The organism is Pseudothioglobus sp. nBUS_23 (assembly GCF_051201565.1).
Classification (GTDB): domain Bacteria; phylum Pseudomonadota; class Gammaproteobacteria; order PS1; family Pseudothioglobaceae; genus Pseudothioglobus.
In genome coordinates this window covers 393549-420024 of record NZ_CP179200.1, presented here as the reverse complement: position 1 = coordinate 420024, position 26476 = coordinate 393549, and the positions used below count along the sequence as shown (strand labels likewise).

Genomic DNA, 26476 nt, shown 5'->3' with positions numbered 1-26476 from the left:
TTGTAATTACATTATAAATACAAGCCATTTAGATTATAGATTCAAGGCTTCCTGCACCCTCTCTCAAAATTAATATTTCATCTTCAGAGATATCAATTACTGAAGTTGGCTCTGGAGGACAGTGTCCTGAGTCAATAATCAGATCAATTGAATTGCTCAAAACTGTCTTTACATCATTACCATTATAGAATTCATACCCCTGCATTATGAGGGATACACTCATCAAAGGATCTTCCAAGCCCCCTAGAATTGCCTGAACTATCATATTACTTGAAACCCTAACTCCGATTGTCTTTCGATTGCCATTGAGAAGACGATTTGGTATATCCTTAGCACCTTCAAGAATAAATGTATAAGCCCCAGGAAGTATTTTTTTTAACAACCTAAAACCTGAATTATTCAGCTTTGCATATTCTCCAACATGAGACAAGTCTTTTAGCATTAAAGTAAAGTGATGATGTCTTTTTAATTTTCTAATCTTTACTATTCTCTCCATCGCAGTTTTATTTCCAAGAGCACACCCTAAGGCATATCCTGAATCTGTTGGATAGGCAATAACTCCACCCTTTTCAACTGTTTCTGTGACTTTAGTAATTAACCTCATTTGAGGGCTTATTGGATGAATATCAAGAATCAATGCCATTACAAATAGCTCCAAATAGCCCTGCTATTATTTGTCAGTTCAGCTAAATTACCAATTTGAACTCTCTGATTTGGCCATCCATGAAAATCTGAACCAACTGATGCAAGTAAATCGTATTCTTCAATCCATTGATTTCCAAGAGAAATTTCTTGATCAGAGCTATTAGCATTTATAACTTCAATACCATCTCCATTTGCTTCTTTAAAGTCAATGAGCATATTTTTTATTTTAGTATGAGTCATTCGATATCTGAAAGGATGTGCAATTAAAGCTTTACCTCCAGAGGATTGCACCCATTTAATGACTTCTTTAAAATCCTTCCATTCAACCCTCACTCCTCCAGGTTTTCTACCTGTCAAATATCTTCTAAAGACTGACTTCATGTCCTTACAATAGCCTTCACTAATTAACATTTGCGCAAAATGCGTTCTTGTAAGCATATGACCACCACTCAACATTTGGGCTTTTTCTAATGCATCTTTTATGCCGGATCGCCATAATCCAAGAGCTATTTTTTTAGCCCTTTCCTTACGTAATGTTTGATTAAACTCTAAGCCTGTTTGAAGCTCGTCATTATCTATATCTATTCCTAAACCTACAATATGTATAGCGCTATTTCGCCAAAATGCAGATATCTCCACACCATTAACAAGGTTGGTACCTAATTTATCGGCTTCAGACTTTGCTTCAACAATGCCATTAGTGCTATCATGGTCAGTTAGTGCAAACAAATCACAATTTGCATCGCTTGCAAGCTTTACAATATCTCTGGGCGATAGAAAGCCATCAGAAAAGTATGAATGATTATGTAAATCAGCTTTCATTATGATTCTCATTATAGGCTAAAACCATAAATTGCTTAAACAATCAAAATCTAAGAATATTTATTAAAGCCTGAGTTATGAACATGCTCATGTTTCATAATTAACTATAATATTAAGCTTATTCATATCAATATTAAATATGTGCGGTATAGTTGGCGGTGTTACAGATCAAAATATTACCCCGCTTCTTTTAGAAGGTTTAAATCGTTTAGAGTATCGAGGCTATGATTCATCTGGCCTAATTGTTCTTTCTAAACAAAATTCATTTGAACGAGCTAGATCAGTTGGAAAAGTTAGCAATCTAGAAATGAACTTAAAATCTAGAAGTAAAGAAATCAATGGAAAGATTGGTATAGCTCATACTAGATGGGCTACTCATGGAGAACCATCAAGCCTTAATGCTCACCCGCATATATCAAAAAATACTGTCAGTGTAGTTCATAATGGCATTATTGAGAATTATCTTGAATTAAAAAATATTCAAATAAAACAAGGCTATGAATTCAAATCTGAAACTGATACAGAAGTAATTGCGCACTCAATTGATTCAGAAATGCAGTTAGGTTCTTCTCTTGTAGAATCAGTTCAGAAAGCAGTTAAATCTTTTGAAGGTTCGTATGGGATTGGAGTTATTTCATCAAAATACCCAGATCAAATAATTGCTGCAAGAAAAGGCTCTCCTTTATTAATTGGAATTAGTGAAAATGGAAACTATATTGCTTCAGATCAAATGGCCCTATTGTCCAAAACAAACAAATTTATCTTTCTTGAGGAAGGTGATATTGCTGAAGTTAAATTAGATAAAGTTACTATTTATGATTTGGATGGAAAATTAGTGAATCGTCCAGTCCAAAAATCCAAACTTAAAGCTGGCCAGGTTGATAAGGGTAATTTTAATCACTTCATGCAAAAAGAGATTTTTGAACAACCTCAAGCAATAAGAGATACATTAGAATCAAGAATTACTAATGATTCTGTTATTTCTTCATCTTTTGGTCATAAGGCAGATGAAATCTTTAGATCAATAGATCAAATTCAAATTGCTGCTTGTGGAACTAGTTACAATGCAGGACTTGTTGCAAAATACTGGATTGAAGACATTGCAAAAATTCCATGTCATGTTGAAATTGCTAGTGAATACCGATATCGTCGACCTATTCTTTTAGATAACACTCTTTTTGTAACATTGTCACAAAGTGGAGAAACTGCAGATACATTAGAGGCTCTGAAAGCTGCTAAAAAAATTAATAACACATTAAAGTCTCTTTGTATTAGTAACTCAGCAGAATCAAGCCTAACTAGATTGTCTGATTTAACATTCTTAACACATGCTGGTCCAGAAATTGGAGTGGCTAGTACTAAAGCTTTTACTACTCAGTTAGTTTCTTTAGCATTATTGATGTGCTCGATTGGCAAATTAAAAGGCTATATCAGTAGAAGGCAAGAGTCAGAAATTGTTAATGGTTTAAAAAAATTGCCTGGACTTATTAATGAAGCTCTACTTCAAGAAACTCAGATAAAACAACTAGCTAAAAGCTTTACAAATAAAAACAGCGCTTTATTTTTAGGAAGAGGAACTATGTATGCTATTGCAATGGAGGGCGCACTAAAACTAAAAGAAATTAGTTATATTCATGCCGAAGCTTATCCAGCAGGGGAATTGAAACATGGCCCAATTGCACTTATTGATAAAAATATGCCAGTGATAGCAATTGCTCCAAATGATGAGTTGTTAGAAAAATTAAAATCGAATCTACAAGAAGTTAAGTCAAGAGGCTCTAAGATGTTAGTTTTCGAAGATGAAAACTCCAAAGTTCAATCTATGGATTCAATGAAAGTCATTCCAATTACTTCAAACCTTGGAAGAATTTCAGCCCCAATTATTTTTACAATACCTCTTCAATTACTTAGCTATCATGTTGCTTTGTCTAGAGAAGCTGATGTTGACAAGCCAAGAAATTTAGCCAAATCAGTAACTGTTGAGTAGTTTTGGTTGTACATTAAAATTGGTGAAATTGGTTAATTAACAGTCTCCACTGATGCATTCACCGTCTTTCCAATTTGACTCTGAATATATCTGACCATTTTCATCCCATCCAGTCACCTTACCATCATACTTTCCATCTTTGTAATGCTCCTCTGTTCTTATCTGACCAGTTTCATCCCACTCAGTTTTAATTTCAACATCATCTTTGTAAATGTTTTCTTGTGATTTTTGACCATTTTCATAATATAAGTATCCAGTTTCGACAACTAAAGTTCCATCTTTGTAATTTTTTATTAAAGTTGTCAGACCATCCTCATCCCACTCAGTCCATTTGCCATCTAGGTTAGAATCTTTATTCCAACTTCTTTCTTTCTGTTTTTGACCATTCTCATACCACCAAGTGCTTGTTAGACGACTATCTCTTAAAATAAAATCATAGTATTTTTGTTTGTTTTCGTACAACCCAAGAAAGTAACCATTCCCATCTTTGAAATTTCCCTCTGACAGTTTTTCACCGTTTTTATTCCACTGAGTCCAATTTCCATCAGGATTATCATCTTTCCAATACTCTTCATACTCTATCTGACCATTTGGATACCAACTTGTAGATTTACCATGAAGTTTGCCATTCTTGTAACTCGACTCTTGACCTAGTAAACCATCTTCATAATAGTATTTACTTATTCCATCTTCTTTACCATTTAAATAAGTAATCTCTGTTTCTATTTGACCATTATCATAATAATAAAATTTAACTTTGGTTTCACTAATTAAAATATCATTTTCATAGATGTTTTCTTTAATTAGATGACCTTTTTCATTCCATTCTAACCATTTTCCTTCCAACTTCCCTTCTTGATTTGTGTACTCATAACTTTTTTTACCATCCTCATACCAACCAATAGTCTTACCATCCTCAATGTCATTTTTCCAGGTTATTTCACTTTGTATTTGACCATTAGCATAGTATGAGTAATCAGTCTCACTTTCTAGGTTCTCATCATTAGGTAGTCCAGAGTAATTTTTTATAGAAAGTATCTGTGAATTATTGTTATAAGCATATTGAGTTTGATTAACTAAACTATTGTCTTTGTATGTTATCTCAGATTTTTTCTGACCATCTTCATGCCACCAAGTGAATAAACCATCTGCCATTCCATTTTTGTAATTAGAGTCCCATCTTATCTGACCATCTTCATACCAAGAAGTCTGTTTACCATCTTCATTGTTGTCTTTGAAATTTAACTCTGATTCTAACTGACCATTTTTATGCCAAATTAACCACTTTCCATTGATAACTCCGTTACTCCAATTTTCCTCTTTCCATTTCTGACCATTTTCAAACCAAAAAGTAATTTTTCCATCCCAAAGTCCTTTCTTAATATTTCCTTGACTGAAGTATTGACCATTACTTGAATAAACACAAAGTGTTTTTCCAGAGTATGGTTTTTCTGTATTTGGAAGAAAGTAAAGATTATTTCTTACTTGTACTTTGGGTGATTCCTCACAAAAAGTGTCCAATGAAAAATCTAGTTCTACTTCACCATAAGAATTAAAGGAGATCAGAATAGAGAATAGAAAAATGAGTAGTTTTTTCATTTATTTTTTTTCATATTAACTATTATTTTCAATATAGTCACATAACATTTCAAAGAAACCTCCCAAAGCACTATTTGGATCTAAATCAGTCCACTCAGGATTTGTGACATTCTCAGTTTTATAATCTCCTATACCCATCGGAAGTCCATAAAAATTATAAGATAAAACTTTAGTACGTTTTGTTTTACAATCTCCCTGTTTATATGTTTTTCCACTCTTTGAACCTGACTCAAGGGGTTTATCAAAATCAATCATATGCCAGAAATATACAAACTCATCAGTGACATTGGTTTCTCCTATATAAGCACTATTCCCATTGTTTTCACCAATAGGTAACCACTCAGACTTTTGACTAAATAATTCACAAACATAATTAGCAAGGATATATCCAGTGCTTCCTGGAGGTTCATATTGCCATCCCATGTGAGAAGCATCTTCTGACTCATAGAATTTTTGACCCATATTTTGCTGATAATATTTAACTGATATATACTTCATTCGTTTTGATGAACAATCTAACTGCTTATAAACAGCAACACTCCATATTGGTGTAGTATCATCATCTGATACATACAGATAAGAAGAATAATCATGTAACTCCCAATAAAAAATTTGATTATCTTTTTCTATTATTGTTTCATTGTCAACATAAAACCTAGAACCTCCATCACTATCATTAGAGACTATATGAGACCATTTTCCATAAGAGTTAAAGGAAATTAGCAATGAGAATAGAAGTATGAGTAGTTTTTTCATAATAATTCGTTAGTATTTTTGTCCTTTTTTTTAAATATAGATTTAAGACCGAAAAATATACTTGCCTCTATTATTGTTCCAATAAATCTATATACAAAAATCGTATGATATATTTCAAGTCTGCTCATTACGTAGAGCAGAATTACTTCAATAACTATTGTATACAAAATAGCAAAGAAAATAACTTTTGAGTATGACTTAACAAAGATTCCAATTAATAAAGAACCAATTAGCATTGAAGGGTCGACCATTGACCCCAATAAAAATCCTATTTCATAACCCATAAAATCATTCTTTTTGAACTATGAATTTATTGTACTATTCTATTCAATCAAAAACATAGTAATTCACCTCAAACTTTGAGACCTTGCTTGGGAAATGTTGATTTCTGATCTGTTCATTAATTAGGTCTCTTTCGTGTTTTCTCTTTAAGACTGAGATAACAGATGAAGTGAACCAGTTCTTCCCTCTATAGGTCTTTATTCCACTCTGATTCAACCATTGTGATATCTTTCTGTAACCCCACCCTTCTGTATCGTGAAGATGATGAATAAGAAGATAAATGATTTGTTGTCGTTTAGTGTATTCTTTTTGATAGATGAGTTTGTTGGATTGGAACTCCATTGAAAACTCGAGGTATGGAATAATCTCAGGTATTTGATGTACCTTCAAATTCAGTCTGCTACTGTTGAGTAGTTTTACATGGAATCTTTTGAGCTATCTCAAATCTCTTCATTGGTTAAGCAAGGAATGAGATGACTACCAATTTAAATCCTTAAGAGTAATAAATTTACTTCCTTTCTGAATTAATTCAGGATTATTAGCCTTAATATCCTCTAAAAAATTCCAAGCTAAAACTAATATGAAGTCAGGAGGATTTCTCAAAGCTTCAGACTTTGATTTGATTGGTATTCTCATTCCAGGGAGAAACAGGTTATGTTTTAATTCATTATCTTCAATAATATAGTCAATAATCTCATTATCAATGCCATAATAATTGAGAACAGTAGTAGCCTTTGCTGGAGACCCATAGCCAACGATTGTTTTCCCTTGGGATTTCAGATGATTAATTTTGGTTATAGTTGAGTTTTTTAATTCACCAATTCTAGTTGCAAATTTTTTCAGGGTTGAAAAAGAATGCAAATCTTGCTTTTTTTCTTCTGTAAGGAATTCTTCAACACTTTTATCAATTAACTTATCATTTTGAGATATAAATGCCCTAATTGAGCCACCATGAGTTTCAACATGCTCTATTTTCACTAAAATTAAATTTAGACTATTACAAAAAAATTGCAGCGAATTAACAGACCAATAATTAACATGTTCATGATAAATATTATCAAATGTGAGGTCTCTTATTGTATCTGCAAAATATTGAACTTCAATAATAAAAACACCGTTTTTCTTCATGATTTTAAAAACATTTTTTGCAATTGATTTCAAATCATCCGCATGAGCAAAAACATTGAATGCAGTTACAATATCAGCCTTTCCTTTTAACAAAATGATTTCATCAGCTATTTGGCTATTGAAATAACCATGCATAGTATCTAAACCCTTTGAATTTGCTAAGTCAGCTAAATTTTTTGCTGGGTCAACTCCTAAAACACTAACACCGGCATTTTTCAATGGAGCCAAAAAAACTCCATCATTGCTGCCAATGTCCACAACGAAACTTTTTTCATCTAATTTAAAGTCTTTAATGAACTTAATTGCCATTTCTGAAAAATGATCTCTAAAAACTTTACTTGTAGAAGAAACATAAAGATAATCATCAAACATTTCATTAGCTGGAACCGTAAATGAAAGTTGGCAATTAAAGCAGTTTGGGCATGAGTTCAACTCTAATGGATATAAAGTTTCAGCTTGACTCTTTTCTTTTAATAAGCTATTTGCTAGTGGTGACAACCCCAGTGAAATTACTTCTCTAAGGTCTTTTCTTCCACAAACTCTACACTCAGCCTTGTAATAATCAACAATCTGCTTTCTAAAGCTTTCATTGACAAGCTCGTAAAAGATAGTATGAGTGACTCCATAGTTTTCATGCTCTCTTTCCCCTCTAACGAGATTAAGAAAAACAGAATCCTCTAGGAAAACCATCGTATGTGCAACATGAGGATGTATAACTGCTATGTCTCCTGGATTAATGATATTTGTCTCAATTACAGAATTTGAATCAGACAAGTCTTTTAGTACACTAATATATTGTCCTGAAATTAACAAACATTTTTGCTCTTGAATTGGATGATAATGATTTGCCCTCACAGTACCTGCTTTTGACTCAATATAGCCAATTAAATTTATTGGCTCAGTTAGCTCAAAATTACTTATCTTTCCCCTATCATCAATAAACTCTTTCTGTCCTTTTTGAATTAACTCTAAAGTATTAAATTGATTTTTCTTGGACCAATGCTTAATCATTTCCTTTAGGGATTCCTTCAAAGGATATCTAAAATCAAACCCAGTAGACAGAATTTTTTTGTTTGATGTTGTATATCCTAAATTAGGGATCTCATCATCAGTCTCAATTAATTTAACTTCACTATTAATTTCTTTACAAATCTCAGCAACTTTCTTTACTGTAGTATTATCACTTGAACAGTGAAAAACTTCTCTCGAAATGTCATTCTTTTCTGCCATAAACTTCATCGATCGGACAACATCAAAAACCGAAACTAAACTTTTATGTTGCTTTCCACCAGAAAAAAGCCTAATAGTTCCATTTTGAGAGGCAATCTTAGAAAACAAATTTGGCATAATGTTTATTCGCATCGTATCTGCAGCAGAATATCCAAAAACAGTTGCAAGCCTCAAGATAACATAATTTACTTTTGAATTTTGAATATCTATCTCGGATTCAGCCTTCCCAGTAGAATATGAAAGAACAGGAAGAAGAGGTTCAGTTTCAACAATATCAAATTTAGTTTCCTTTAAACCTTCATAAACAACATGGGTGGAAGGGAAAATTAATTTTGCATTTTTTGACATTGAGTTAATTACATTTCTTGTGCCAGTAATACCAACTTCTTCTATTAACCGCTCTTTATCCTCTTTGGCTTCGGTTTTTGTTGATGCAACATCAGTGATTCCAGCTAAATGGTAAACAATATCAGAATCTTTCAAGACTTCTTTGATTAAAGGCAAGTCAAGAATATCTCCATGAATGAAATTTATCCCCCAATTCCTTAATTGTGAGACCCTCTCGGATGCAAATATATTATCAATTACAATTATTTCTTTAAATCTGGCTTCTCCAGAATATAACTTGCATAGTTCTGTCCCAATATATCCCAGCCCACCAGTAATAACAATTTTCATGAATTAAACTCCATTTTAGACATAAAATTCTTTCTCAAAATAATATTGAAAAAGCAGCAAAACTCCAAAAAAAATTCTTAAATCAAATAATTTTATAATGTCAATTATCCATTACTTTAAAATTTAAATTTCAGTAATTCTAAAATTGATAATTACTAAAAATTTTTTTAAATAACAAAAACAAATTCATAAAATGAATTAATAATAAAAATTTAAATTTACTTATATGATTAGTTATTTTAAAAGGTGAATAAGATTAGGAGTAAATAGTAAATTCAATAAAAGTAAGTTGTCATAAGATATGAAGGAAAAGTTGTTTATAAGAAATTAAGGGTAATGTAATATAAATATTATCAAATCATTGCTTATTCCAAGAATGTCCTCAATACTTCTGAGTTACTGTGGAGTAGTTTTGTATGGTCTATTTTAGTGAGTTAATTGGTTAATTTATTTTTAACTCTTTTTAGAATTACTTTAATAAAATACGTGGAAAATATAAATCTAGGGCCGCTAAAAAATAAAAATTTTAAAGCTTTACGATAACGCCAATTAGAAATATCTTTAGTGGATAAACCTTTTTGACTTAGCCAGTTAAACCAATAAAAATATCTAAATAAAAAAACTGATTTTGAACTTCTGCTTATCCCATTAGAAAACATGTATCTCAATAACGACAACCTATCTACTAAAACTTCAGATGCACTATCACTACCGACATGCGCTCTGTAGTATATTAATGTTTCAACAAGCCATATAATTTCACCATAATTAATTAGTGATGCTAATAATGCAACATCTGCGTGCTTACCGGATGGTAAGTCTAAAAATGAAATTTTTTTTAAATATTCAGTCTTATAAAGATACCCCGGAAAAGGCGCAACACCACCATTTCCAACTAAGTATTGTCTAATAAAATCTTTTTTTCTATTAAATTTTTTGATTTGACTAAAATCATGCATTTTTTTAAAACCATCTTCAATTTCCTTTTTAAAAACTAGTGCATTGCAACCAATAGCAGAAAAAGATTGATTTGATAAAATTGAACTTACTTTCAACAAATAGTCAGGATGAAAAATATCATCATCATGAAAAATTACGGCATACTCAGACTTTAACTCTTCAATTACTAATTGATAATGGCTACTTGAAGAAATCGTTGGAAACCTTCTTCTATATGAAATTTTATGGCTTTTAGAATAGTTTTCTTTGAATAGATTGTTTACATCATCTGATTCGGAATTATCTGAAATAATTATTTCATAAGATATATCAGATGCATTAAGATTAGTTGCGGACTCTATAGTTTTGCTTAGGAAATTAGGCCGATCTCTAGATAAAATTACTATTTGTAATAAATTTAACATTAAAAAATAAATGTTCTTAATTTCTTAAAAATCAATCTTGCAATCTTCTTAAAGAATGAATCTGAATAATAATAATTAGTTTTAAGTTGGATTTTCTTTTTTAATGATGCCTCAGATGTTGACATCTTAGCCATTAAATTAAAAATATTGTACTCATTAAGTATCTGATTTCTAGCAACTTCTATCTCTCTAATATTTCTATCATAAAGATTCCCATCTATTACGTCTTTAATTTTTTTTAAAGAAATTTCAAAATTAGAAATATCAATTACTGTCATTGAATTTTCATCAAAATATTTATTGATATTTGGACATCCAGAGTAGATTGGATATGCAAAGCCCAGAAATGAATCAGCAAGCTTTTCTGACCAATAATCTTCTTGTATCTCATTTTCAATAACTAAATGATATTTATAATTCATTACTGCATCCCATTTGTCAGGAATTGGAGTAAATCCATCTCCGAAGACATCTATATAGTGAGAAATATTTGAATTAATCAATGCATTTAAGAATTTAATTCTTTTTGAATGTCCTTCAGACATGTTTTTATTTGAATAAACTATTGAAATCTTATTAAGCTTTTTTAATGGCTTAATATTTGTTAAATCATCGTAATCTAAATTATAATCCTTAGAAAAGATGCCATCTTTAGATTTAATTAAATTAATTCCAACCCACCATGTGAGCCAATTTTGATAAATTTTATTTGAATGCTCTACATCACGATCGCAGGTCACAAGGTGAGAAAACTGCTGCATAAATTTATTTGAAACCTTGCTCATTGTTTCATTTGGCTCCATAGAAACATAAACTATATGATTTGGATCACACAAACACTCTTCATTCTTGATTAAACCTGATCCATGTAAAACAAACCACCAATCACATTTTTTTATTTCACTATTTAAAATAAACTTACAATCCCCCCAAACTCCACTCATTCCTGATGTTTGCCTTAATAATAAATTATTAAGCTCAGATTTTCCTGATGAAACTTTGATTATTTTCATTTTTAATTTATTCAACAAAAGTTAATTTAAAAAAACTTTAATAGAGCTAGTCAACATTTTATGTTAATAAAATGTGATTCAAATTAAAGATTAATGAAATATTATTATTGCTTAAGCTATTTCTAATTTCGACAATTATGATTTCAACTGTGTCGGGTTTGAAGTTTTAAATTAATTTTGTAGAGGCCTATCATCAAAATTACTTGCAGTATTGATTATGGACTTATTAATATCAAATTTTTCCTTTAATCCTAGCTGTTTTTGAGCTTTTTCTATAGAGGGTATATAACGATCAATTTCAGTACTATTTATGGCACTCAAATATTTAACACCGACGTTAAAAAAATTTGAAACAACTTGTGCTAAGTCTCTGATTTCAATCTCTTGATCTGATCCTACATTAAATATTGGGCAATTTATATTAGCATCATCAGCCAAAGTTAAAAGCCATTCAACAAGATCATCTGCATACATATAGCTTCTATAAACTTTACTATCGGCTTTTACAATAATATCTCTTCTGGCTAATCCATCAGATATAAAATTTCCTATTGCGAAGTGTTGACCTCTAGGCAAATACTTACCAACAAACGAAAAGCATCTTGCAATACTAACTTTAAGTCCCGACTGTCCTAATTTTTGAATTGCAAATTCTGCATCTCTTTTAGCATATGCATATGATTTTTTGATTTCATTAAGGTCTTCAATGTTTCCAAATGGCATATCTTCATCCAAATACTTTGAATGTTCTGGCTGATATCCATAAACTGCACCAGAACTGCAAAACACAATTTTGCTCTCTTTATGAAATTTAGTAGCAAGTCGGCAATAATTAAGAGTGCCCTTAATAATATTTTTTTTTTCTTGTTTATTGTGTGTTTTATAGCGTGAAGCATCTGTAGAAGCTGCAGCATGAATTACAAAATCTGCAAACGGCAACCTATCTACTTTACCAATATCTTCATTAATAAATTGAACTGATGAATTACAAAGTTCTGGATAATTTTCTTGAAAACTTCTTACATTGCGTGAAATTATTATAATTTCTTTTATATTCCACTTATCTAGTAATCCTCTTTTATATGCATCAAGAAAAGATTTCCCAAAAAAACCAGTTCCACCTATTATTAATAATGAAGACAAAACAAAATTATAGTTTAATTATTAAGTCTTTTTTCCAGCATTTGTATCCTGCTTTTATCTTCTAACTTGATTCTTGAATAATATCGCTCTTTACTCTTAAGCCATAGCAATTCAAATTCTACTGCTTTAAGTATTGATTTATCTCCATATTTAACTGATTCAGCTGGAAAAACTACTTTTCTAGTTTCATATTTATCAATTAGATTATCACTATTCATTTCACTTATTACTGAAAAGGCGTCTGTTCCAATTCCTCCACCCATAGCTGTTTTGAAACCATTGTTTTTGGCTAAAGAAAATACTGACTTACATAAACTTTTCACCTCATTTGAAGTATTAATCGAATCTCTGCTTAATCCCATAGATCCAACTAAATCAACTCTCCCAATTGTAATTCCTGATAAATTAGAAATATTCGAAATTGAAAGCATATCATTAAAATTATTACACGCAGTTATTGTTTCTATATTTGCTCCAAATTCAATATCAGAAGCATTATCTGGCGCAACAAAATTATCAATTAAATCAGTAAATTTTGATAGAGCATATTTAGTTTCAGCCATTGGTGCAATGCATCCTTTAACACCTAGTGCTAATGCATTATAAACATCTGTCACGGCTTCTACACCCCCAATTTTTAATATTATCGGAAGGCCGACATGGCCTGTAATATCTTTGAGCCTCATCATTTCTTCCATTCGACTTCCTTCAGCCTCAAATTCTGCTTTTATTTCAAAAACTCCATACTCATTTTTCAAGCACTTAACAACATCAATTATTTCCTTTTCTAATTTGTTCACTTTTACTCCTTAAGTATATATTTGAAAACTTCTGATTTTATTGGTTCTTCTATATCTGGAGTCATAAGATGAAGAGGATTCGAAATCATACCTCTAGCCTCTGAAAGCTGACTCGTAATTTTTGGTAAATAAGTTTGTTCTGGATCAATAGGTATTATAAACGCAGCAAAACCAGGTTCTTCAAGATTAACTTCAATTGATTTCTCTTTAAATGATTTAGCACTAATTTTAACTACAGGAACATTCCAAGCCTCAAAAAGTTTTTTCCAGTCAGGCAAACCCAAGCCTGTTAAAGTATCACAACCAACATACCTTCCATTAAAGTAGTTTCTTTGAGTCATTCTAATTGAGGCATAACCCCCATCATCAAATATAAAAATCTTTAAATTACAGTTATTTATTGCTGCAGTTCCAATCTCTTGAAGATTTTGAGAGAAACTTCCATCACCTTCTATTAAAAAAACTCTTTTATTAGGATTTGCTATTGACGCGCCAATTGCTCCTGAAAGACCATAGCCCATTGAAGCAAGGCCTTTATTGGTAATAATTTTTTGTCCAAATTTTTGCTCAAAAACCTGCATCATTATCGTAAAGGCTCCACCACTGCTACAAGGAATGACAATATCGTCTTTACACGCTATTTGAGAAAGTTTTTGAACAAACAAGTGGGGTGAAATAAACTCAGATCTGTTATTAAGAGTACTGTTTTCAACAAGAGGCAAAAGGTTTCTAACTTTTTTACAAAATTTTAACCATACAGTATGATCCCCTAATTCCGATTTCAATAGCTTAATTATAGTGTCGTTTGCATCCAACTCTAGGCCAAGATCAATTTTGGGGTGTCCTTTTTCAAGTTCATTTTTATCTATATCAATTTGTATAATTTTCCCATTTGGGATAAATTCTTGCCAATTAAAACCAGTCTGTTGCATTCCTAATCGTGTTCCAAATGCAACCAATAAATCAGCTTGTTGTAAAAGTACATTTGCACTTCTTTGCCCCCATGTATTTGGTCGACCCACATAATTTGGATTATTTGATCCAATTCGATCCATCCCATTCCAGGTGGTTACAAAGGGCACAGAAGAATCGGTAAAAAGATTTTGTATTTCTGTTGCTGTCTCTCTACTTAAGCCTCCACCAATCATAATTATTGGCCTTTGAGAAGACTTTATTCTGCTAACTAATCTAAATAATTGACTTTGAGTTATTGATTTAAAGTTATGAACTTTTGGCTCATAAATTTTATTAGTAAAGTCAACATTTTTAGCCTGAATATCAAGTGGTATCTCTAAAAAAACTGGAGATTTTCTTCCATTTTCAGAGCTACAAATAAACTTTCCAAATTTTTCCTTATTCCAAGCTTGAGTCATTGTAGTTGACGAACTGCAAATTGAACTCGCAATACTTACACCATCAATTTCCTGAATGCCATTTTGGCGCAACTTTCCTAACGATAAATCAAAAGTTTTAACCTGTCCGCCAATGACAAGCAACTCTCGACTTTCTAGATAAGCACCCGCAATAGCTGAAATTATATTAGTAATACCAGGACCAGCAGTTACAAGAGCTAAAGCCTTACCTTCCTCACTTGATTCATTAAAATATTCTGCAGCAATACCAGCTGCAACCTCATGTATGACTGCCCTACAATCTAATTTTCTACTGAAACTTTCTACTAGGTGCATACTATTACCTCCACTTACAAAAAAGCAGTGGGTGTAGCCCATTTCTAAAAGCCATTCAGCTAATTGATCACTATATTTCATATCGTTTTAAGAGACTCAAAAGAATTAATAATTAATATTTCATTTGTGACACTTTTATTTAACTTGTGTCTAATGAGTTTGCCTTCATTATCAAACAAAATCATAAAAAAAACGCCTTTAAGGTGTTTTTTGTCAGATTTAAAATTATCATAGGCAACTTTCATATCAATATTATTAACTAAATAACTTAAACCCTCAACCATTTCTAATAAATAATATAAATGATTAATTAATTTTCTAGCTTTAATATTCTCTTCTTGAATTAAATTTAAACTGATAGACAAATTAAAGGCTGCAATCATCCCCAATCCTACTGCAACACCGTGACTAATTTTAAACCTACTAGCGCCCTCAAGCGCGTGTCCAAAGGTATGGCCAAAGTTTAACAAAAGTCTAATACCTTCATCGAATTCATCTTCTTCAATAATTTCTTTTTTTGAAATTAAGCTATTAAAAACTATTTTTTCAAAGTCTAAACAATATAAATCTTGATTATGATTTACATATGAAATATGCTTTTCAAATCTAAATTCAGAATGTGCGTATGAAATCTTAACAGCCTCAAAGAGACCCTCAAGTATCTGTTGAATGGTCAACGTTTTACAAAAATTAGTATCCACAACAACTATTTCAGGTGGATAGTAGTTTCCAATAATATTTTTGTACCTCCCTACATTGATGGATGATTTACCCCCAATGCAAGAGTCGGTCATACCTAATAAAGTAGTAGGAACATATACCCAGCTAATGCCTCTCATAAAAGTAGATGCGCAAAAGGTAGAAAGATCTTGTGTTATACCACCTCCTATTGCTAGAATTGAACTGGATCTATTAGCTCCTGAATCTTTTAAATTTTTAATTACTTCTGATACTATTTTTAAGCTTTTATTACTTTCTTTTGCATCAATTTTTATGCATTCCTTAATATTAATAGAAGGCCATAAATCATATACATGTGAATCTATTATAAAAAATGATTTATCATTAATAAAATTGTGAACCGATCCTTTTTCAATTAAAACTTTGTAGTTTTTAATTGAGGACTCTACTTCAAATGTTTCGAACATTTGAAAATCCCAAATCAATTTTTACAAAATTACCCGTAATGCCTGTATTTTCTTCAGAACATAGAGAGTAAACAGAATTAGCCACATCTTTTAAACTCGCTAATCGCTTAAATTTAGATGCATTTCGAACATTTGAAATTTGTGTTGATGAAAGATTAGCATTAGTCATAGGAGAATCAATAACTCCTGGAAGGACGGCATTAATTAAGTGTCCATCTTCTGCCATATCATTACTTAAAGATAAAACCAAACCTTTTAAAGCTGCTTTCGATATTGAATAAGACAACTTATTTTCCTTTGATAAATCTTGCCAAATAGAACTTATCACACAAAATTTAGCAGGTTTATTTAATAAATTACTATTAATTAGAAATTTAAGTGATTCTAGAATATAAAGAACATTTGCCCTATAAATATCTTCATGTAGATCTTTCTTGTAGTTGAAAATGTTATCACTTAAATTCATGCCTTGTGACCAACAAACTGCATCAAAAACTCCAAATTGAGATAATTTTTCAAAGTCTTTAGTTGGCATAACTTGAAAAGGATCCCAAGATAAATATGACTCAGAAATTATCTTTTTTCTCCCTACTGAAAGAGTATTCCAGCTCTTAGAAATAAATTTTTCTACTATAGTTGATCCAATTTGACCTGAACCCCCAAAAACTAGCACATTTTTCATACCTAATCTCTAAAATGATAATCCAAAAAACTCTTCAAACTTTTCAGCAATATAATCCAAATGACGAGTCGTTAGTCCAGGATATACTCCAATCCAAAAGGTCTGATTCATTGTAATATCAGTATTAGTTAAATCACCTACAACTCTGTATTCAACCCCTGAAAAATAAGGTTGCTTAGTTAAATTTCCAGCAAATAAAAGGCGAGTATTAACCATATTGCTATCTAGATACTTTAATAAATCAACACGACGGAATATTGAGGATTTTTTCATTGTTATTGGAAAGCCAAACCAAGAAGGTTTTGAATTTTCTGATGGCTCAGTAAATTCTATAAACTCAGATAGTGTAGACATTCGCTTTAAAAGATAAGAAAAATTTGAGTTTCTTTTTTCAATGAATTCATCTAGCCTCTTCAATTGAGCAAGTCCACATGCAGCCTGCATATCACTAATTTTTAAGTTATAGCCTAAATGAGAATAAGTATATTTATGATCATAACCTGCCGGCAGGTCTCCCAAGTTTTGATCAAACCTTTTGCCACAAGTATTGTCACATCCAGGATCGCAATAGCAATCACGACCCCAGTCTCTAAAAGATTCAGCAATTGAAATTAGTTCAGAGTTATTTGTAAAAACAGCACCGCCCTCTCCCATTGTAATATGATGCGCTGGATAAAAGCTACAAGTTGCAATATCACCAAAAGTACCTACATGCTTATCATCATAAGTGGCTCCTAAAGCATCACAACAATCCTCAACTAACCATAAATCATACTTGGCACATAATTCGTGAATTTTTTTTAAATTAAAAGGATTACCCAAAGTGTGTGCAAGCATAATTGCTTTAGTTTTTGGAGATATCGCAGACTCAATTAAATCTGCATTAATATTATGAGTCGTTAAATCAACATCAACAAAAACAGGTATTGCACCAAATTGAATTATTGGGTTGACAGTTGTAGGAAATCCAGCAGCAACTCCAATTACCTCATCCCCTTTCTTAATAGCCCTTTCACCTAGTTTAGAAGAAGTTAGAGTTGAGAATGCCACTAAATTTGCAGAAGACCCTGAATTTACAGTTATAAGGTGTTCGATACCAATAAATTTAGCCAATTCACTTTCAAACTTTTTATTGAATCTTCCACTTGTTAACCATCCATCCAAAGAAGCATCAACCATGTATTGAAGCTCTGTTGAACCTATAACTTTGCCCGAAGCAGGAATAATTGACCTTCCAGGCTTAAATGTATTTTCTTTGTATTTAATCTCAGCATACTCGTTTACAAGTGCTGATATTTCTAATCTAAGTTCTTCAGCGGATTTCATGTTTTATTTCCATCATATATTCTTTAATCTCTGCAATACATACTTCCTGCATATTCTTATTTTCTAACCAATCAAAATGCCAATTAATAATTTTTTCTAAAGCAAAATTCAGCTGCCATGTTGGCGTCCAATCTAATTTTAATTTAGCTTTTGAAATATCTAATTTCAAAAAGGATGATTCATGAGGATTAGGATTATCGTCAATTTTCCAAGAAGAATTAGGCCACTTTGAACTCATTTTATCAATTATCCATTCTACGGTTTTAATATCTGAATCTTTTGGACCAAAATTCCATCCTTCAGAAAACGAATAAGAGTCAAAATAAATTTCTTTAGCCAATTTTAGATACCCTGATAAAGGCTCGAGAACATGCTGCCAAGGTCTCGTAGCGTTTGGACTTCGAATTAAAACTGGTTTTTTATCCTCAAAAGATCTTAAGATATCAGGAATAAGACGATCTTTGGCCCAATCACCTCCACCAATTACATTGCCAGCTCTTGCAGAAGCGAGCCCAATACCAAGCTCATTATAAAAAGACCTCCTGTAAGCTGATGTTATTATTTCAGCACAGCCCTTACTTGAGCTGTAAGGGTCATATCCTCCCATTGGGTCAGTCTCTTTAAAGCTTTTATCAAAATCTTCATTTTCGTAACATTTATCTGTAGTAATGTTAATTACTACTTTTAAATTCTCACAACTTCTTGCAGCTTCTAAAACATTGGCCGTTCCAATTATATTAACTTCATATGTCTCAATAGGGTTTGAGTATGATTTTCTTACCAAAGATTGAGCAGCCATATGAAAAACAATATCAGGATTGAATTTATTCATAGCTTCATAAAGTAAATGATAGTTCCTAATATCACCAATTTGAGAATCTATCAAATCTTCAACTTTTGCAGCAGTATATAGAGAAGGAGAACTTGGAGGGAGAAGTGCATAACCCCTAACAATACACCCCATTGAGTTAAGCCAAATAGAAAGCCAGCTTCCTTTAAATCCAGTATGCCCAGTTAAAAAAACTCTCTTGCCTTTCCAAAAATTATTTTCATTCATTTTTGACTACCATACTTTCCATGGAGCCTTACCTTCATCCCATAAATCTTGCAGGTAGACCTTTTCTCGTAAAGTATCCATAGGCTGCCAAAAACCATTGTGAGCATATGCCATTAAATTACCATCAGAAGCTAACCCATTTAGAGGCTCTTGCTCCCAAATACAGTCATCTCCACTAAGTCTTTTAATCACTTTTGGAGAAAGAACAAAAAACCCACCATTGATTAAGGCTCCATCTCCCTGAGGTTTTTCAGTAAAGCTAAGTATTTGGTTATTTTGAATATTCAAGGCTCCAAATCTTGCCGGTGAATATGCTGCAGTTAAAGTTGCATCTTTGCCATGGCTTTTATGGAATTGAATTAACTCTGTAATATTAATATCTGAAACACCATCTCCATATGTAAAACAAAATGCTTCTTCCTTTTCTACATATTCAGAAACTCTTAAAAGTCTACCACCCGTCATGGAGTCTTCCCCAGTATCAACTAAGGTAACAATCCAAGGCTCTGCCCTTTCCTGATGTACCTCCATTGAATTTTGTTGCATATCGAAAGTTACATCCGACTCATGAAGAAAATAATTTGCGAAGTATTCTTTAATTAGATAGCCTTTATACCCACAACAGATAATAAATTCATTAATTCCGTGAGCAGAATACATTTTCATAATATGCCATAAAATTGGCTTACCACCTACTTCTACCATTGGCTTTGGCTTTATTACTGTCTCTTCACTTAATCGAGTTCCAAGTCCTCCCGCTAATATTACTGCTTTCATTAAAGTTCCTTATAGATTAATATGATCTTTAGATGAATATCAATTATTCCTGAATCTAAGTTAATTATGTAAAGTATTCAATGGATGTCATAACCTAGATTTACTTTAGTTATAATATTATCAAATGGTAAATGGTAAATAATCAATTGATTAAAAAATGTCTCTTTCCTGCAGCGGGCTATGGAACTCGTTTCTTGCCAGCTTCAAAGGCTGTTCCAAAAGAAATGCTACCTATTCTTACAAAACCTCTTTTACAATATGGAGTTGAAGAAGCATTATCAGCAGGAATAACAAATATGGCAATTGTTACTGGAAGGGGAAAGAGAGCAATTGAAGATCACTTTGATAATTCATTTGAACTGGAATCTCAACTTCAAGGGACAGCCAAAGAACACTATCTTTATGAGATTAAAGATGTAATTCAAAAGTCAACATTTACTTATGTTAGACAGCAAAAAATGCTTGGGCTTGGTCATGCAATTCTTACTGGAGAGCCATTAATAGGGGAAGAGCCTTTTGCTGTTCTTCTTGCAGATGATCTGGTAGATTGTAAGGGCCCATCTGTTTTGGAGCAAATGCTAATTAAGTACAATAAATACAAATGCTCTATAATTGCAATTCAAGAAATTCCAAAGGAAAGCATCAGCAATTATGGAATAGTTAATGGGGATCTTGTTGATAATTCTATTGATACTTTTCGAATCCATGATATGGTCGAAAAGCCTATCGAGTCAAATAGTAATTTGGCTATTATTGGTCGTTACATACTTACGCCAGATATATTTGATATACTTAAAAAAATTCCACCAAACAAAGATGGTGAAATTCAAATTACAGACGCATTATTAATCCAGGCTAAAATGGGAAATGTAATCGGAGTAAAATTCAATGGCGACAGATTTGACTGTGGGAGTATTGATGGATTCATAGATGCTACCAATCATTTTGCAAAAAAACTAGAACACTCATTGATAAAGTAAATCAACAATTTTTGATTTTGGAGAATATTCTGGAACTAGTTGAATTAGTATTTTACGAATTCTTTTTAAGTTACCATTAATTAATTCTTCATTTAAATTTGCTAATATAGGTTCTAGTTGAACCCATTGAATCATTTCTTCTTCTGCACGCATGATTAATTTATTATCTGTTCCAGATGTATTATTGCCAACTAATAGCTCTTCATATAGCTTTTCTCCAGGTCTTAGGCCCGTAATCTTTATCTCAATGTCCCCATCAGGATTATCTCCATTAAGAACTTGTAAGCCACTTAGCTGAATCATTTTTTTAGCTAGATCATAAATTCTAACTGGCTTACCCATATCTAACACAAAAACATCGCCACCCCGGGACATTGCGCCAGCCTGAATAACTAATTGAACTGCCTCAGGAATAGTCATAAAATATCTTACTATGTTTTTATCTGTTACAGTAATAGGACCTCCAGTCTTAATTTGCTGCTCAAATAATGGTATAACAGACCCACTGGACCCTAAAACATTTCCAAATCGCACCATACTAAATTTAGTTTTACTTTCTTTTGCAGCAAAAGCCTGTAATATTAGCTCCGCGCACCTTTTTGATGCACCCATTGTATTGGTTGGACGAACAGCTTTATCTGTTGAGATTAGAACAAATGTTTCAACAAAATTATCTATCGCAGCTTGGGCACAAGCTAGCGTTCCAAAGATATTGTTATTGATTCCTTCAGTAATATTATATTCCACCATAGGAACATGTTTATATGCAGCAGCATGATATATTGTATTTATATTAAATAGACTTAAAACATCATTAAGTCTTTTTTTATTATTAATACTGCCCAAAATTGGAATTATTTCAAGTTCAGGACCTCTGACATTCAGAAGCTCCCTTTCAATATTATATAAACCCAATTCATTAATTTCATATAGGATTATAGTTTTAGGTTTTAATAAAATAATCTGTCGGCATAGTTCAGATCCTATTGAGCCTCCAGCACCAGTAATCATTATGGACTTATTTTCAATATTTTTAGTTAATAAATCTTCATTGGGTTTAACTGTCGTTCTTCCTAATAAATCTTTAATATTAACTTTTCTCAAATCATCAATACTAACTTTTCCTTGAGCAAGTTCAGACATTCCAGGCAAAATTCTAACTGTAACTGGTAATTTTTCTAATTTTTGAAGGATGCTCCTCCTTTTATTTCTTGAAACTGAAGGCATCGCTATAAGAATCTCATCAACTTTCGATGAAAATAATAATTTTTCAATTTTTTTTGATGAGTAAACATTCAGGCCAGAAAGTTGTTTTCCTTGCAAATCTTCTGAATCATCTATAAAGCCAACCGGAGTGTATTGCTTCGATCTCATGAGTGCTGAAACCAATTGAAGTCCTGCATCTCCAGCACCATATATTAGCACCTTTGTACCTTCGTTCTTATCAGCATTTAGTTTTGAACCATACAATATCCACCTGGCAGTAATTCTAAGACCCGCAATAGCCAAAATAGATTGAACCCAATTGATTAAAATTACTGAGCGAGGAAGATCATTAACTTGGCTCATTAACCCAATAATTCCCCATATTAGGGCATAAAGTGAAGCAGCTTTTGCAACTCGCCATAGAGCATCAAAACCTATATGCTTAATTATTGCTGTGTATAACCCGAAATAAACAAATATCGGAATACCTATTACTGGGGATCCAAAAATCAACCAAGTTAATTCATTAGTTGGAAAGTACCAGTAACCCAATCTAACTGAAAATGCCGCTAACAATACTAAAATAAGCACGATAGAATCTACACAAAACATGACTAATTGCTTGTTATATCGTGATAGATTTACAAATCTATTTATCATTTTCTTTTGCTGCTCTGCTCATAACATTTGAAATTGCATCGCAAGTTTTATTTATTTCAAAACTAGAGAGAGTAGGATGTACTAGAAACATTAGTGAATCTTCGCCTAATTTTTTTGCATTAGGCAGCCTTATCTTTGGTCTAAATTGAGAATTTTCAAAAGATTTTTCGAGATAGACCTCTGAACCTGTTCCAGAATAACATGGAACACCTAAATCTTTAATTTCATTAATAATCCTTTCACGATCCCAAGTTGATTTAATTAAGGAATTTTCAACAAATAGATAGCATTTATAAGCTGCATGCTGAACGTGTTTACCAAAAATTGGCACTCTGAGCGCTCGACACTTTCTTGCTGTTTGCCAGATTTGATTTGCATTTTCATTTCTTTTTTTATGCCAATAATCCATTTTATTAAGTTGTAACAGTCCAATTACCGCTTGCATTTCGGTCATTCTCCAATTGGTTCCAAATGAATCATGTATATATCGATAAACATTAGAAGGAGCTCTTTTATGGGCTAAGTCAAAATCTTTACCATGATCCTTGTATGACCACATTTTTTTCCATAAATTCTTATTATTTGTAGTTACCATTCCGCCTTCACCACCAGTTGATATAATTTTATCTTGGCAAAAACTCCAACATCCAATATCACCAATTGAACCAACTGGATTTCCCTTGTACTTTGCTCCATGTGCTTGAGAACAATCTTCGATAACAAAAAGATTATTATCTGAAGCAATTTGGTTGATTTCATCCATTTCACATGGCCACCCAGCCAAATGAACACAAACAATTGCTTTAGTTTTAGAAGTTACATTTTTTTTTATTAATTGTGGATCAATATTTTGTGAATCAAGATCTACATCTACAAAAATTGGAGTTGCACCTGCATTAACTATTGAGCTTACAGAAGCAATAAAAGTTCGTGAAGTAACAATCACTTCATCACCCTTGGATATCTCTAAGGCTTTAAATGCACTATCAAGAGCCAAAGTTCCATTAGCAAGTGCAACAGAGTAGTCAACATTACACCATTTTGCGAATTCATTTTCAAATTCTCTACATTTAGAGCCTGTCCAATAGTTGACTCTATTTGATAATAACACGCTAGAAACAGCATCAACTTCTTCTTGACTAAAAGACGGCCATGGAGAAAAATTAGTATTTAACATTAACTTTCAATCTTCGCCGGGACCCCAAACGCCAAAACACTATCTGGGATGTTATTAATTACAACTGATCCAGCACCAATTATTACGTTATGTCCTATTTCAATATTTTGTCTAATGGATGACCCAATACCAACTAATGTTTTATTTCCAACCCTTACACCTCCAGCTATTGCAGTGTTTGGACATATATGGACACCACTTCCAATCAAACAATCATGCTCAATTGTTGAACTTGTATTAATAATACAAGACTCTCCAATTGATGCGAATGGATTAATAGATGCATTAGCCATTACAACTGTTCCTTTTTTTAATAAGGAATATTCACTTACATAAGAATCAGGATGAATTAAAGAGACTATATTGGCATTTTTAATTTTAAGTAATTCAGTTTTTTTAACCCTAATTTTATTATCACCAATTGCTACAAAACATGCATCATAGCTTGATACACGACCTAGTAAATCATCTGTATTTCCAATAACTTTCCATGATTCAAGTCTTTTAATTTTATTATTATCATCAAAAAAAATAATCGACTCATATCCACATAGATGTGCAATCTCAGCAACTACCTTGCCATGTCCGCTAGCACCAAGAATTGCAATGCTTTTCATTTTTTTGTTCCAGTGAACTTATACATAGTTGCCTCCCCATCAGCTGAAATTCCGTCCCTATTTATAACTTTAATTATAGTCAAAAATAAAATTTTTATATCTAGGAAAAAAGATTGATTTTCAACATACCATATATCATAATTAAACTTTTCCTCCCAACTCAACGCATTTCTTCCATTTACTTGTGCCCAGCCTGTTATTCCTGGCTTAACTTCATGCCTTTTAAATTGCTCTGCTGAATATAATGGTAAATACTCTTCCAGTAGCGGGCGTGGTCCAACTATACTCATAGTTCCATTTAGAACATTCCAAAGTTCCGGTAACTCATCTATGCTTGAAGAACGCAAAAACTTGCCAAACCGAGTCAATCTCATACTGTCTTCAAGATTATTAGAATTTAGATCTGCCCTTATAGTCATAGATCTAAATTTATATAGATTAAACAAATTTCCATTTATACCGGGCCTTCTTTGGATAAAAAAAACTGGAGATCCTAAATTAATTTTGATTAAAAATGCAAAAAAAATAAATAATGGTGCAATTATTGGAATTGAGAGTAAGACAATGAAGATATCTAGAGTTCTTTTCATGGTCATATAAGCTGCTCATATAGTTTCAGAATTAAACTTGATATTTTCTCTTGCGAAAAGTTATCACAAACATATTTTTGAGCACGCAACCCCATCTCCAGACGTAGTTTTTCATTATCTACTAATTTTTTCATAGCTGATTCTAATTCTGATTCTGACTTTAAAGAAACAAGAATTCCAGTAATATCATCTTGAATAGCATCGCTTAAGCCATAAATGTTAGTACCAATTGAGGGTATAGCACAAGATGCAGCTTCAATAACCACACTCCCGAAACCCTCTCTGTAGCTTGGAATAACAAAAATATCTGAGGCCATCATATAGTGCTCCGGTAATGATGTAAAGTCTATGAATCTTAAATATTTGGATGAATTGCCGAGTAAATTATATAAGCTCTCTTGCAATCTATCTTCATCAGGGCCTACAATCAGTAAATATGTATTGTCATTACCTCTTGAAACATTTAAAAAAGCTTTAACAAGCTCAAAGATTCCTTTATCTTCTTTTATCCTTCCCAAAAATAAAAAAACTATGCCGTCATTAGGTATATTTAAATTATTTCTTAATTTATCTTTTTGAAACTTTGAGGGCTTAAAGCGCTTTATATCCACCCCGCTGAGTGATCCTTTTCCCAGAACTAATCCATTCTCTTCATTAAGCAAATTTTCCTTGATTAAGAATTTTTTTTGAGATTCACTATCAACTAACATTAAAGTATTAAGTTTAATAATTAATTGATCTAATGACTTTAATAATATCCTTGCTATTCCTTTCTTATGAACCCAAACTTGGCCAGTAAAAGTATGAAGCCGATTAGGTACTCTTACAATCCAAGCAGAAATTGCAGCCAACAGACCTGCCTTTGGGGAAACTGAATGTATTAAAGAAAATTTATTTTTATGTAGTATATAGATAAGCAAAAAGAGTACATAAAAATCAGAGAAAATATTAATTTCCCGTTTAATTGGGATACTAATAACTCTTACTTGATCTGAAATATTTTCTAAAAAAATAGGTTTTCCATTTAAATTAGTAATTATTGATACATCGTAAATTTTAGACAGAGCATTGATCTGATGAGACAGAAAAACCTTAACTGTCATTGGAGTTGTGGCAATAAT

At 32.0% G+C, this 26476-nt stretch carries 24 protein-coding genes; 2 read left to right on the top strand and 22 right to left on the bottom strand.

Going from position 1 to position 26476, the window contains the following annotated elements; genetic code table 11:
- Positions 1 to 28 precede the first annotated feature (28 nt).
- Together ACMAZA_RS02075 and ACMAZA_RS02070 are read right to left on the bottom strand one after the other, a co-directional pair.
- Positions 29 to 643 carry an L-threonylcarbamoyladenylate synthase gene (locus ACMAZA_RS02075; protein WP_435189594.1) on the bottom strand — a complete coding sequence of 205 codons (615 nt, stop codon included), beginning with the start codon at positions 641 to 643 and terminating at the stop codon, positions 29 to 31.
- The gene (locus ACMAZA_RS02070) at positions 643 to 1467 is read right to left on the bottom strand and encodes a PHP domain-containing protein (RefSeq protein ID WP_435189592.1); all 825 of its coding nucleotides are present in this window, start codon (positions 1465 to 1467) and stop codon (positions 643 to 645) included. The genes ACMAZA_RS02075 and ACMAZA_RS02070 overlap by 1 nt, the downstream gene beginning before the upstream one ends.
- A gap of 139 nt (positions 1468 to 1606) precedes the next feature.
- Here ACMAZA_RS02070 and glmS point away from each other — a divergent pair, with 139 nt between their 5' ends.
- Entirely contained in the window at positions 1607 to 3454 is a 1848-nt protein-coding gene (glmS, locus tag ACMAZA_RS02065) for a glutamine--fructose-6-phosphate transaminase (isomerizing) (protein WP_435189590.1), read from the top strand.
- A gap of 36 nt (positions 3455 to 3490) precedes the next feature.
- Here glmS and ACMAZA_RS02060 read toward each other — a convergent pair whose 3' ends face one another.
- From ACMAZA_RS02060 to rfbF, 15 genes are all read right to left on the bottom strand, one after another.
- Positions 3491 to 5053, bottom strand: a complete 1563-nt coding sequence (locus ACMAZA_RS02060) for a toxin-antitoxin system YwqK family antitoxin (RefSeq protein WP_435189589.1) — start codon at positions 5051 to 5053, stop codon at positions 3491 to 3493.
- Between the two features lie 15 nt (positions 5054 to 5068).
- Entirely contained in the window at positions 5069 to 5809 is a 741-nt protein-coding gene (locus ACMAZA_RS02055; protein ID WP_435189587.1) for a surface-adhesin E family protein, read from the bottom strand.
- The gene (locus ACMAZA_RS02050) at positions 5806 to 6093 is read right to left on the bottom strand and encodes a hypothetical protein (RefSeq protein WP_435189585.1); all 288 of its coding nucleotides are present in this window, start codon (positions 6091 to 6093) and stop codon (positions 5806 to 5808) included. Before ACMAZA_RS02050 ends, ACMAZA_RS02055 begins: the two co-directional genes overlap by 4 nt.
- 43 nt (positions 6094 to 6136) lie before the next feature.
- Complete coding sequence (locus ACMAZA_RS02045; protein ID WP_435189584.1) at positions 6137 to 6481, bottom strand: recombinase family protein; 345 nt, start codon at positions 6479 to 6481, stop codon at positions 6137 to 6139.
- A gap of 87 nt (positions 6482 to 6568) precedes the next feature.
- Complete coding sequence (locus ACMAZA_RS02040; protein ID WP_435189583.1) at positions 6569 to 9127, bottom strand: NAD-dependent epimerase/dehydratase family protein; 2559 nt, start codon at positions 9125 to 9127, stop codon at positions 6569 to 6571.
- A gap of 434 nt (positions 9128 to 9561) precedes the next feature.
- Positions 9562 to 10491 carry a glycosyltransferase family A protein gene (locus ACMAZA_RS02035; protein WP_435189582.1) on the bottom strand — a complete coding sequence of 310 codons (930 nt, stop codon included), beginning with the start codon at positions 10489 to 10491 and terminating at the stop codon, positions 9562 to 9564.
- Positions 10491 to 11504: a glycosyltransferase family 10 domain-containing protein gene (locus ACMAZA_RS02030; protein WP_435189580.1), complete on the bottom strand. Its 1014-nt coding sequence runs from the start codon at positions 11502 to 11504 to the stop codon at positions 10491 to 10493. Before ACMAZA_RS02030 ends, ACMAZA_RS02035 begins: the two co-directional genes overlap by 1 nt.
- A 171-nt stretch (positions 11505 to 11675) precedes the next feature.
- Positions 11676 to 12647, bottom strand: coding sequence for an NAD-dependent epimerase/dehydratase family protein (locus ACMAZA_RS02025; RefSeq protein ID WP_435189578.1), 972 nt, complete (start codon positions 12645 to 12647; stop codon positions 11676 to 11678).
- Positions 12648 to 12661: 14 nt separating this feature from the next.
- Entirely contained in the window at positions 12662 to 13447 is a 786-nt protein-coding gene (locus tag ACMAZA_RS02020) for an aldolase/citrate lyase family protein (RefSeq protein ID WP_435189576.1), read from the bottom strand.
- A 2-nt stretch (positions 13448 to 13449) separates the two neighbouring features.
- Positions 13450 to 15216, bottom strand: a complete 1767-nt coding sequence (locus tag ACMAZA_RS02015; protein WP_435189575.1) for a thiamine pyrophosphate-binding protein — start codon at positions 15214 to 15216, stop codon at positions 13450 to 13452.
- Positions 15213 to 16283: a 3-dehydroquinate synthase gene (locus ACMAZA_RS02010; RefSeq protein WP_435189573.1), complete on the bottom strand. Its 1071-nt coding sequence runs from the start codon at positions 16281 to 16283 to the stop codon at positions 15213 to 15215. The genes ACMAZA_RS02015 and ACMAZA_RS02010 overlap by 4 nt, the downstream gene beginning before the upstream one ends.
- Positions 16267 to 16965, bottom strand: a complete 699-nt coding sequence (locus ACMAZA_RS02005; protein ID WP_435189571.1) for an SDR family oxidoreductase — start codon at positions 16963 to 16965, stop codon at positions 16267 to 16269. Before ACMAZA_RS02005 ends, ACMAZA_RS02010 begins: the two co-directional genes overlap by 17 nt.
- Before the next feature lie 9 nt (positions 16966 to 16974).
- Entirely contained in the window at positions 16975 to 18291 is a 1317-nt protein-coding gene (rfbH, locus tag ACMAZA_RS02000; protein ID WP_435189569.1) for a lipopolysaccharide biosynthesis protein RfbH, read from the bottom strand.
- Entirely contained in the window at positions 18278 to 19348 is a 1071-nt protein-coding gene (rfbG, locus tag ACMAZA_RS01995; RefSeq protein WP_435189567.1) for a CDP-glucose 4,6-dehydratase, read from the bottom strand. Before rfbG ends, rfbH begins: the two co-directional genes overlap by 14 nt.
- 6 nt (positions 19349 to 19354) lie before the next feature.
- A complete protein-coding gene (rfbF, locus tag ACMAZA_RS01990) occupies positions 19355 to 20125 on the bottom strand; it encodes a glucose-1-phosphate cytidylyltransferase (protein WP_435189565.1) in 771 nt (256 codons plus the stop codon).
- A gap of 146 nt (positions 20126 to 20271) precedes the next feature.
- On the opposite strand from rfbF, the gene galU reads away from it, so the two are divergent.
- Positions 20272 to 21105, top strand: a complete 834-nt coding sequence (gene galU / locus ACMAZA_RS01985) for a UTP--glucose-1-phosphate uridylyltransferase GalU (protein ID WP_435190450.1) — start codon at positions 20272 to 20274, stop codon at positions 21103 to 21105.
- Here the strand turns inward: galU and ACMAZA_RS01980 are convergent.
- The 5 genes from ACMAZA_RS01980 to ACMAZA_RS01960 are packed head-to-tail and all read right to left on the bottom strand — an operon-like array spanning position 21091 to position 26458.
- Positions 21091 to 22971 (bottom strand): polysaccharide biosynthesis protein, encoded by a 1881-nt coding sequence (locus ACMAZA_RS01980; RefSeq protein ID WP_435189563.1) that lies wholly within the window; start codon positions 22969 to 22971, stop codon positions 21091 to 21093. The two genes, galU and ACMAZA_RS01980, sit on opposite strands and share 15 nt — an antisense overlap.
- Positions 22961 to 24148, bottom strand: coding sequence for a DegT/DnrJ/EryC1/StrS family aminotransferase (locus tag ACMAZA_RS01975; RefSeq protein WP_435189561.1), 1188 nt, complete (start codon positions 24146 to 24148; stop codon positions 22961 to 22963). The genes ACMAZA_RS01980 and ACMAZA_RS01975 overlap by 11 nt, the downstream gene beginning before the upstream one ends.
- Entirely contained in the window at positions 24148 to 24765 is a 618-nt protein-coding gene (locus tag ACMAZA_RS01970; protein ID WP_435189560.1) for an acetyltransferase, read from the bottom strand. The genes ACMAZA_RS01975 and ACMAZA_RS01970 overlap by 1 nt, the downstream gene beginning before the upstream one ends.
- Positions 24762 to 25355 (bottom strand): sugar transferase, encoded by a 594-nt coding sequence (locus ACMAZA_RS01965; protein ID WP_435189558.1) that lies wholly within the window; start codon positions 25353 to 25355, stop codon positions 24762 to 24764. Before ACMAZA_RS01965 ends, ACMAZA_RS01970 begins: the two co-directional genes overlap by 4 nt.
- Positions 25356 to 25357: 2 nt before the next feature.
- A complete protein-coding gene (locus ACMAZA_RS01960; RefSeq protein ID WP_435189557.1) occupies positions 25358 to 26458 on the bottom strand; it encodes a glycosyltransferase family 4 protein in 1101 nt (366 codons plus the stop codon).
- Positions 26459 to 26476 lie beyond the last annotated feature (18 nt).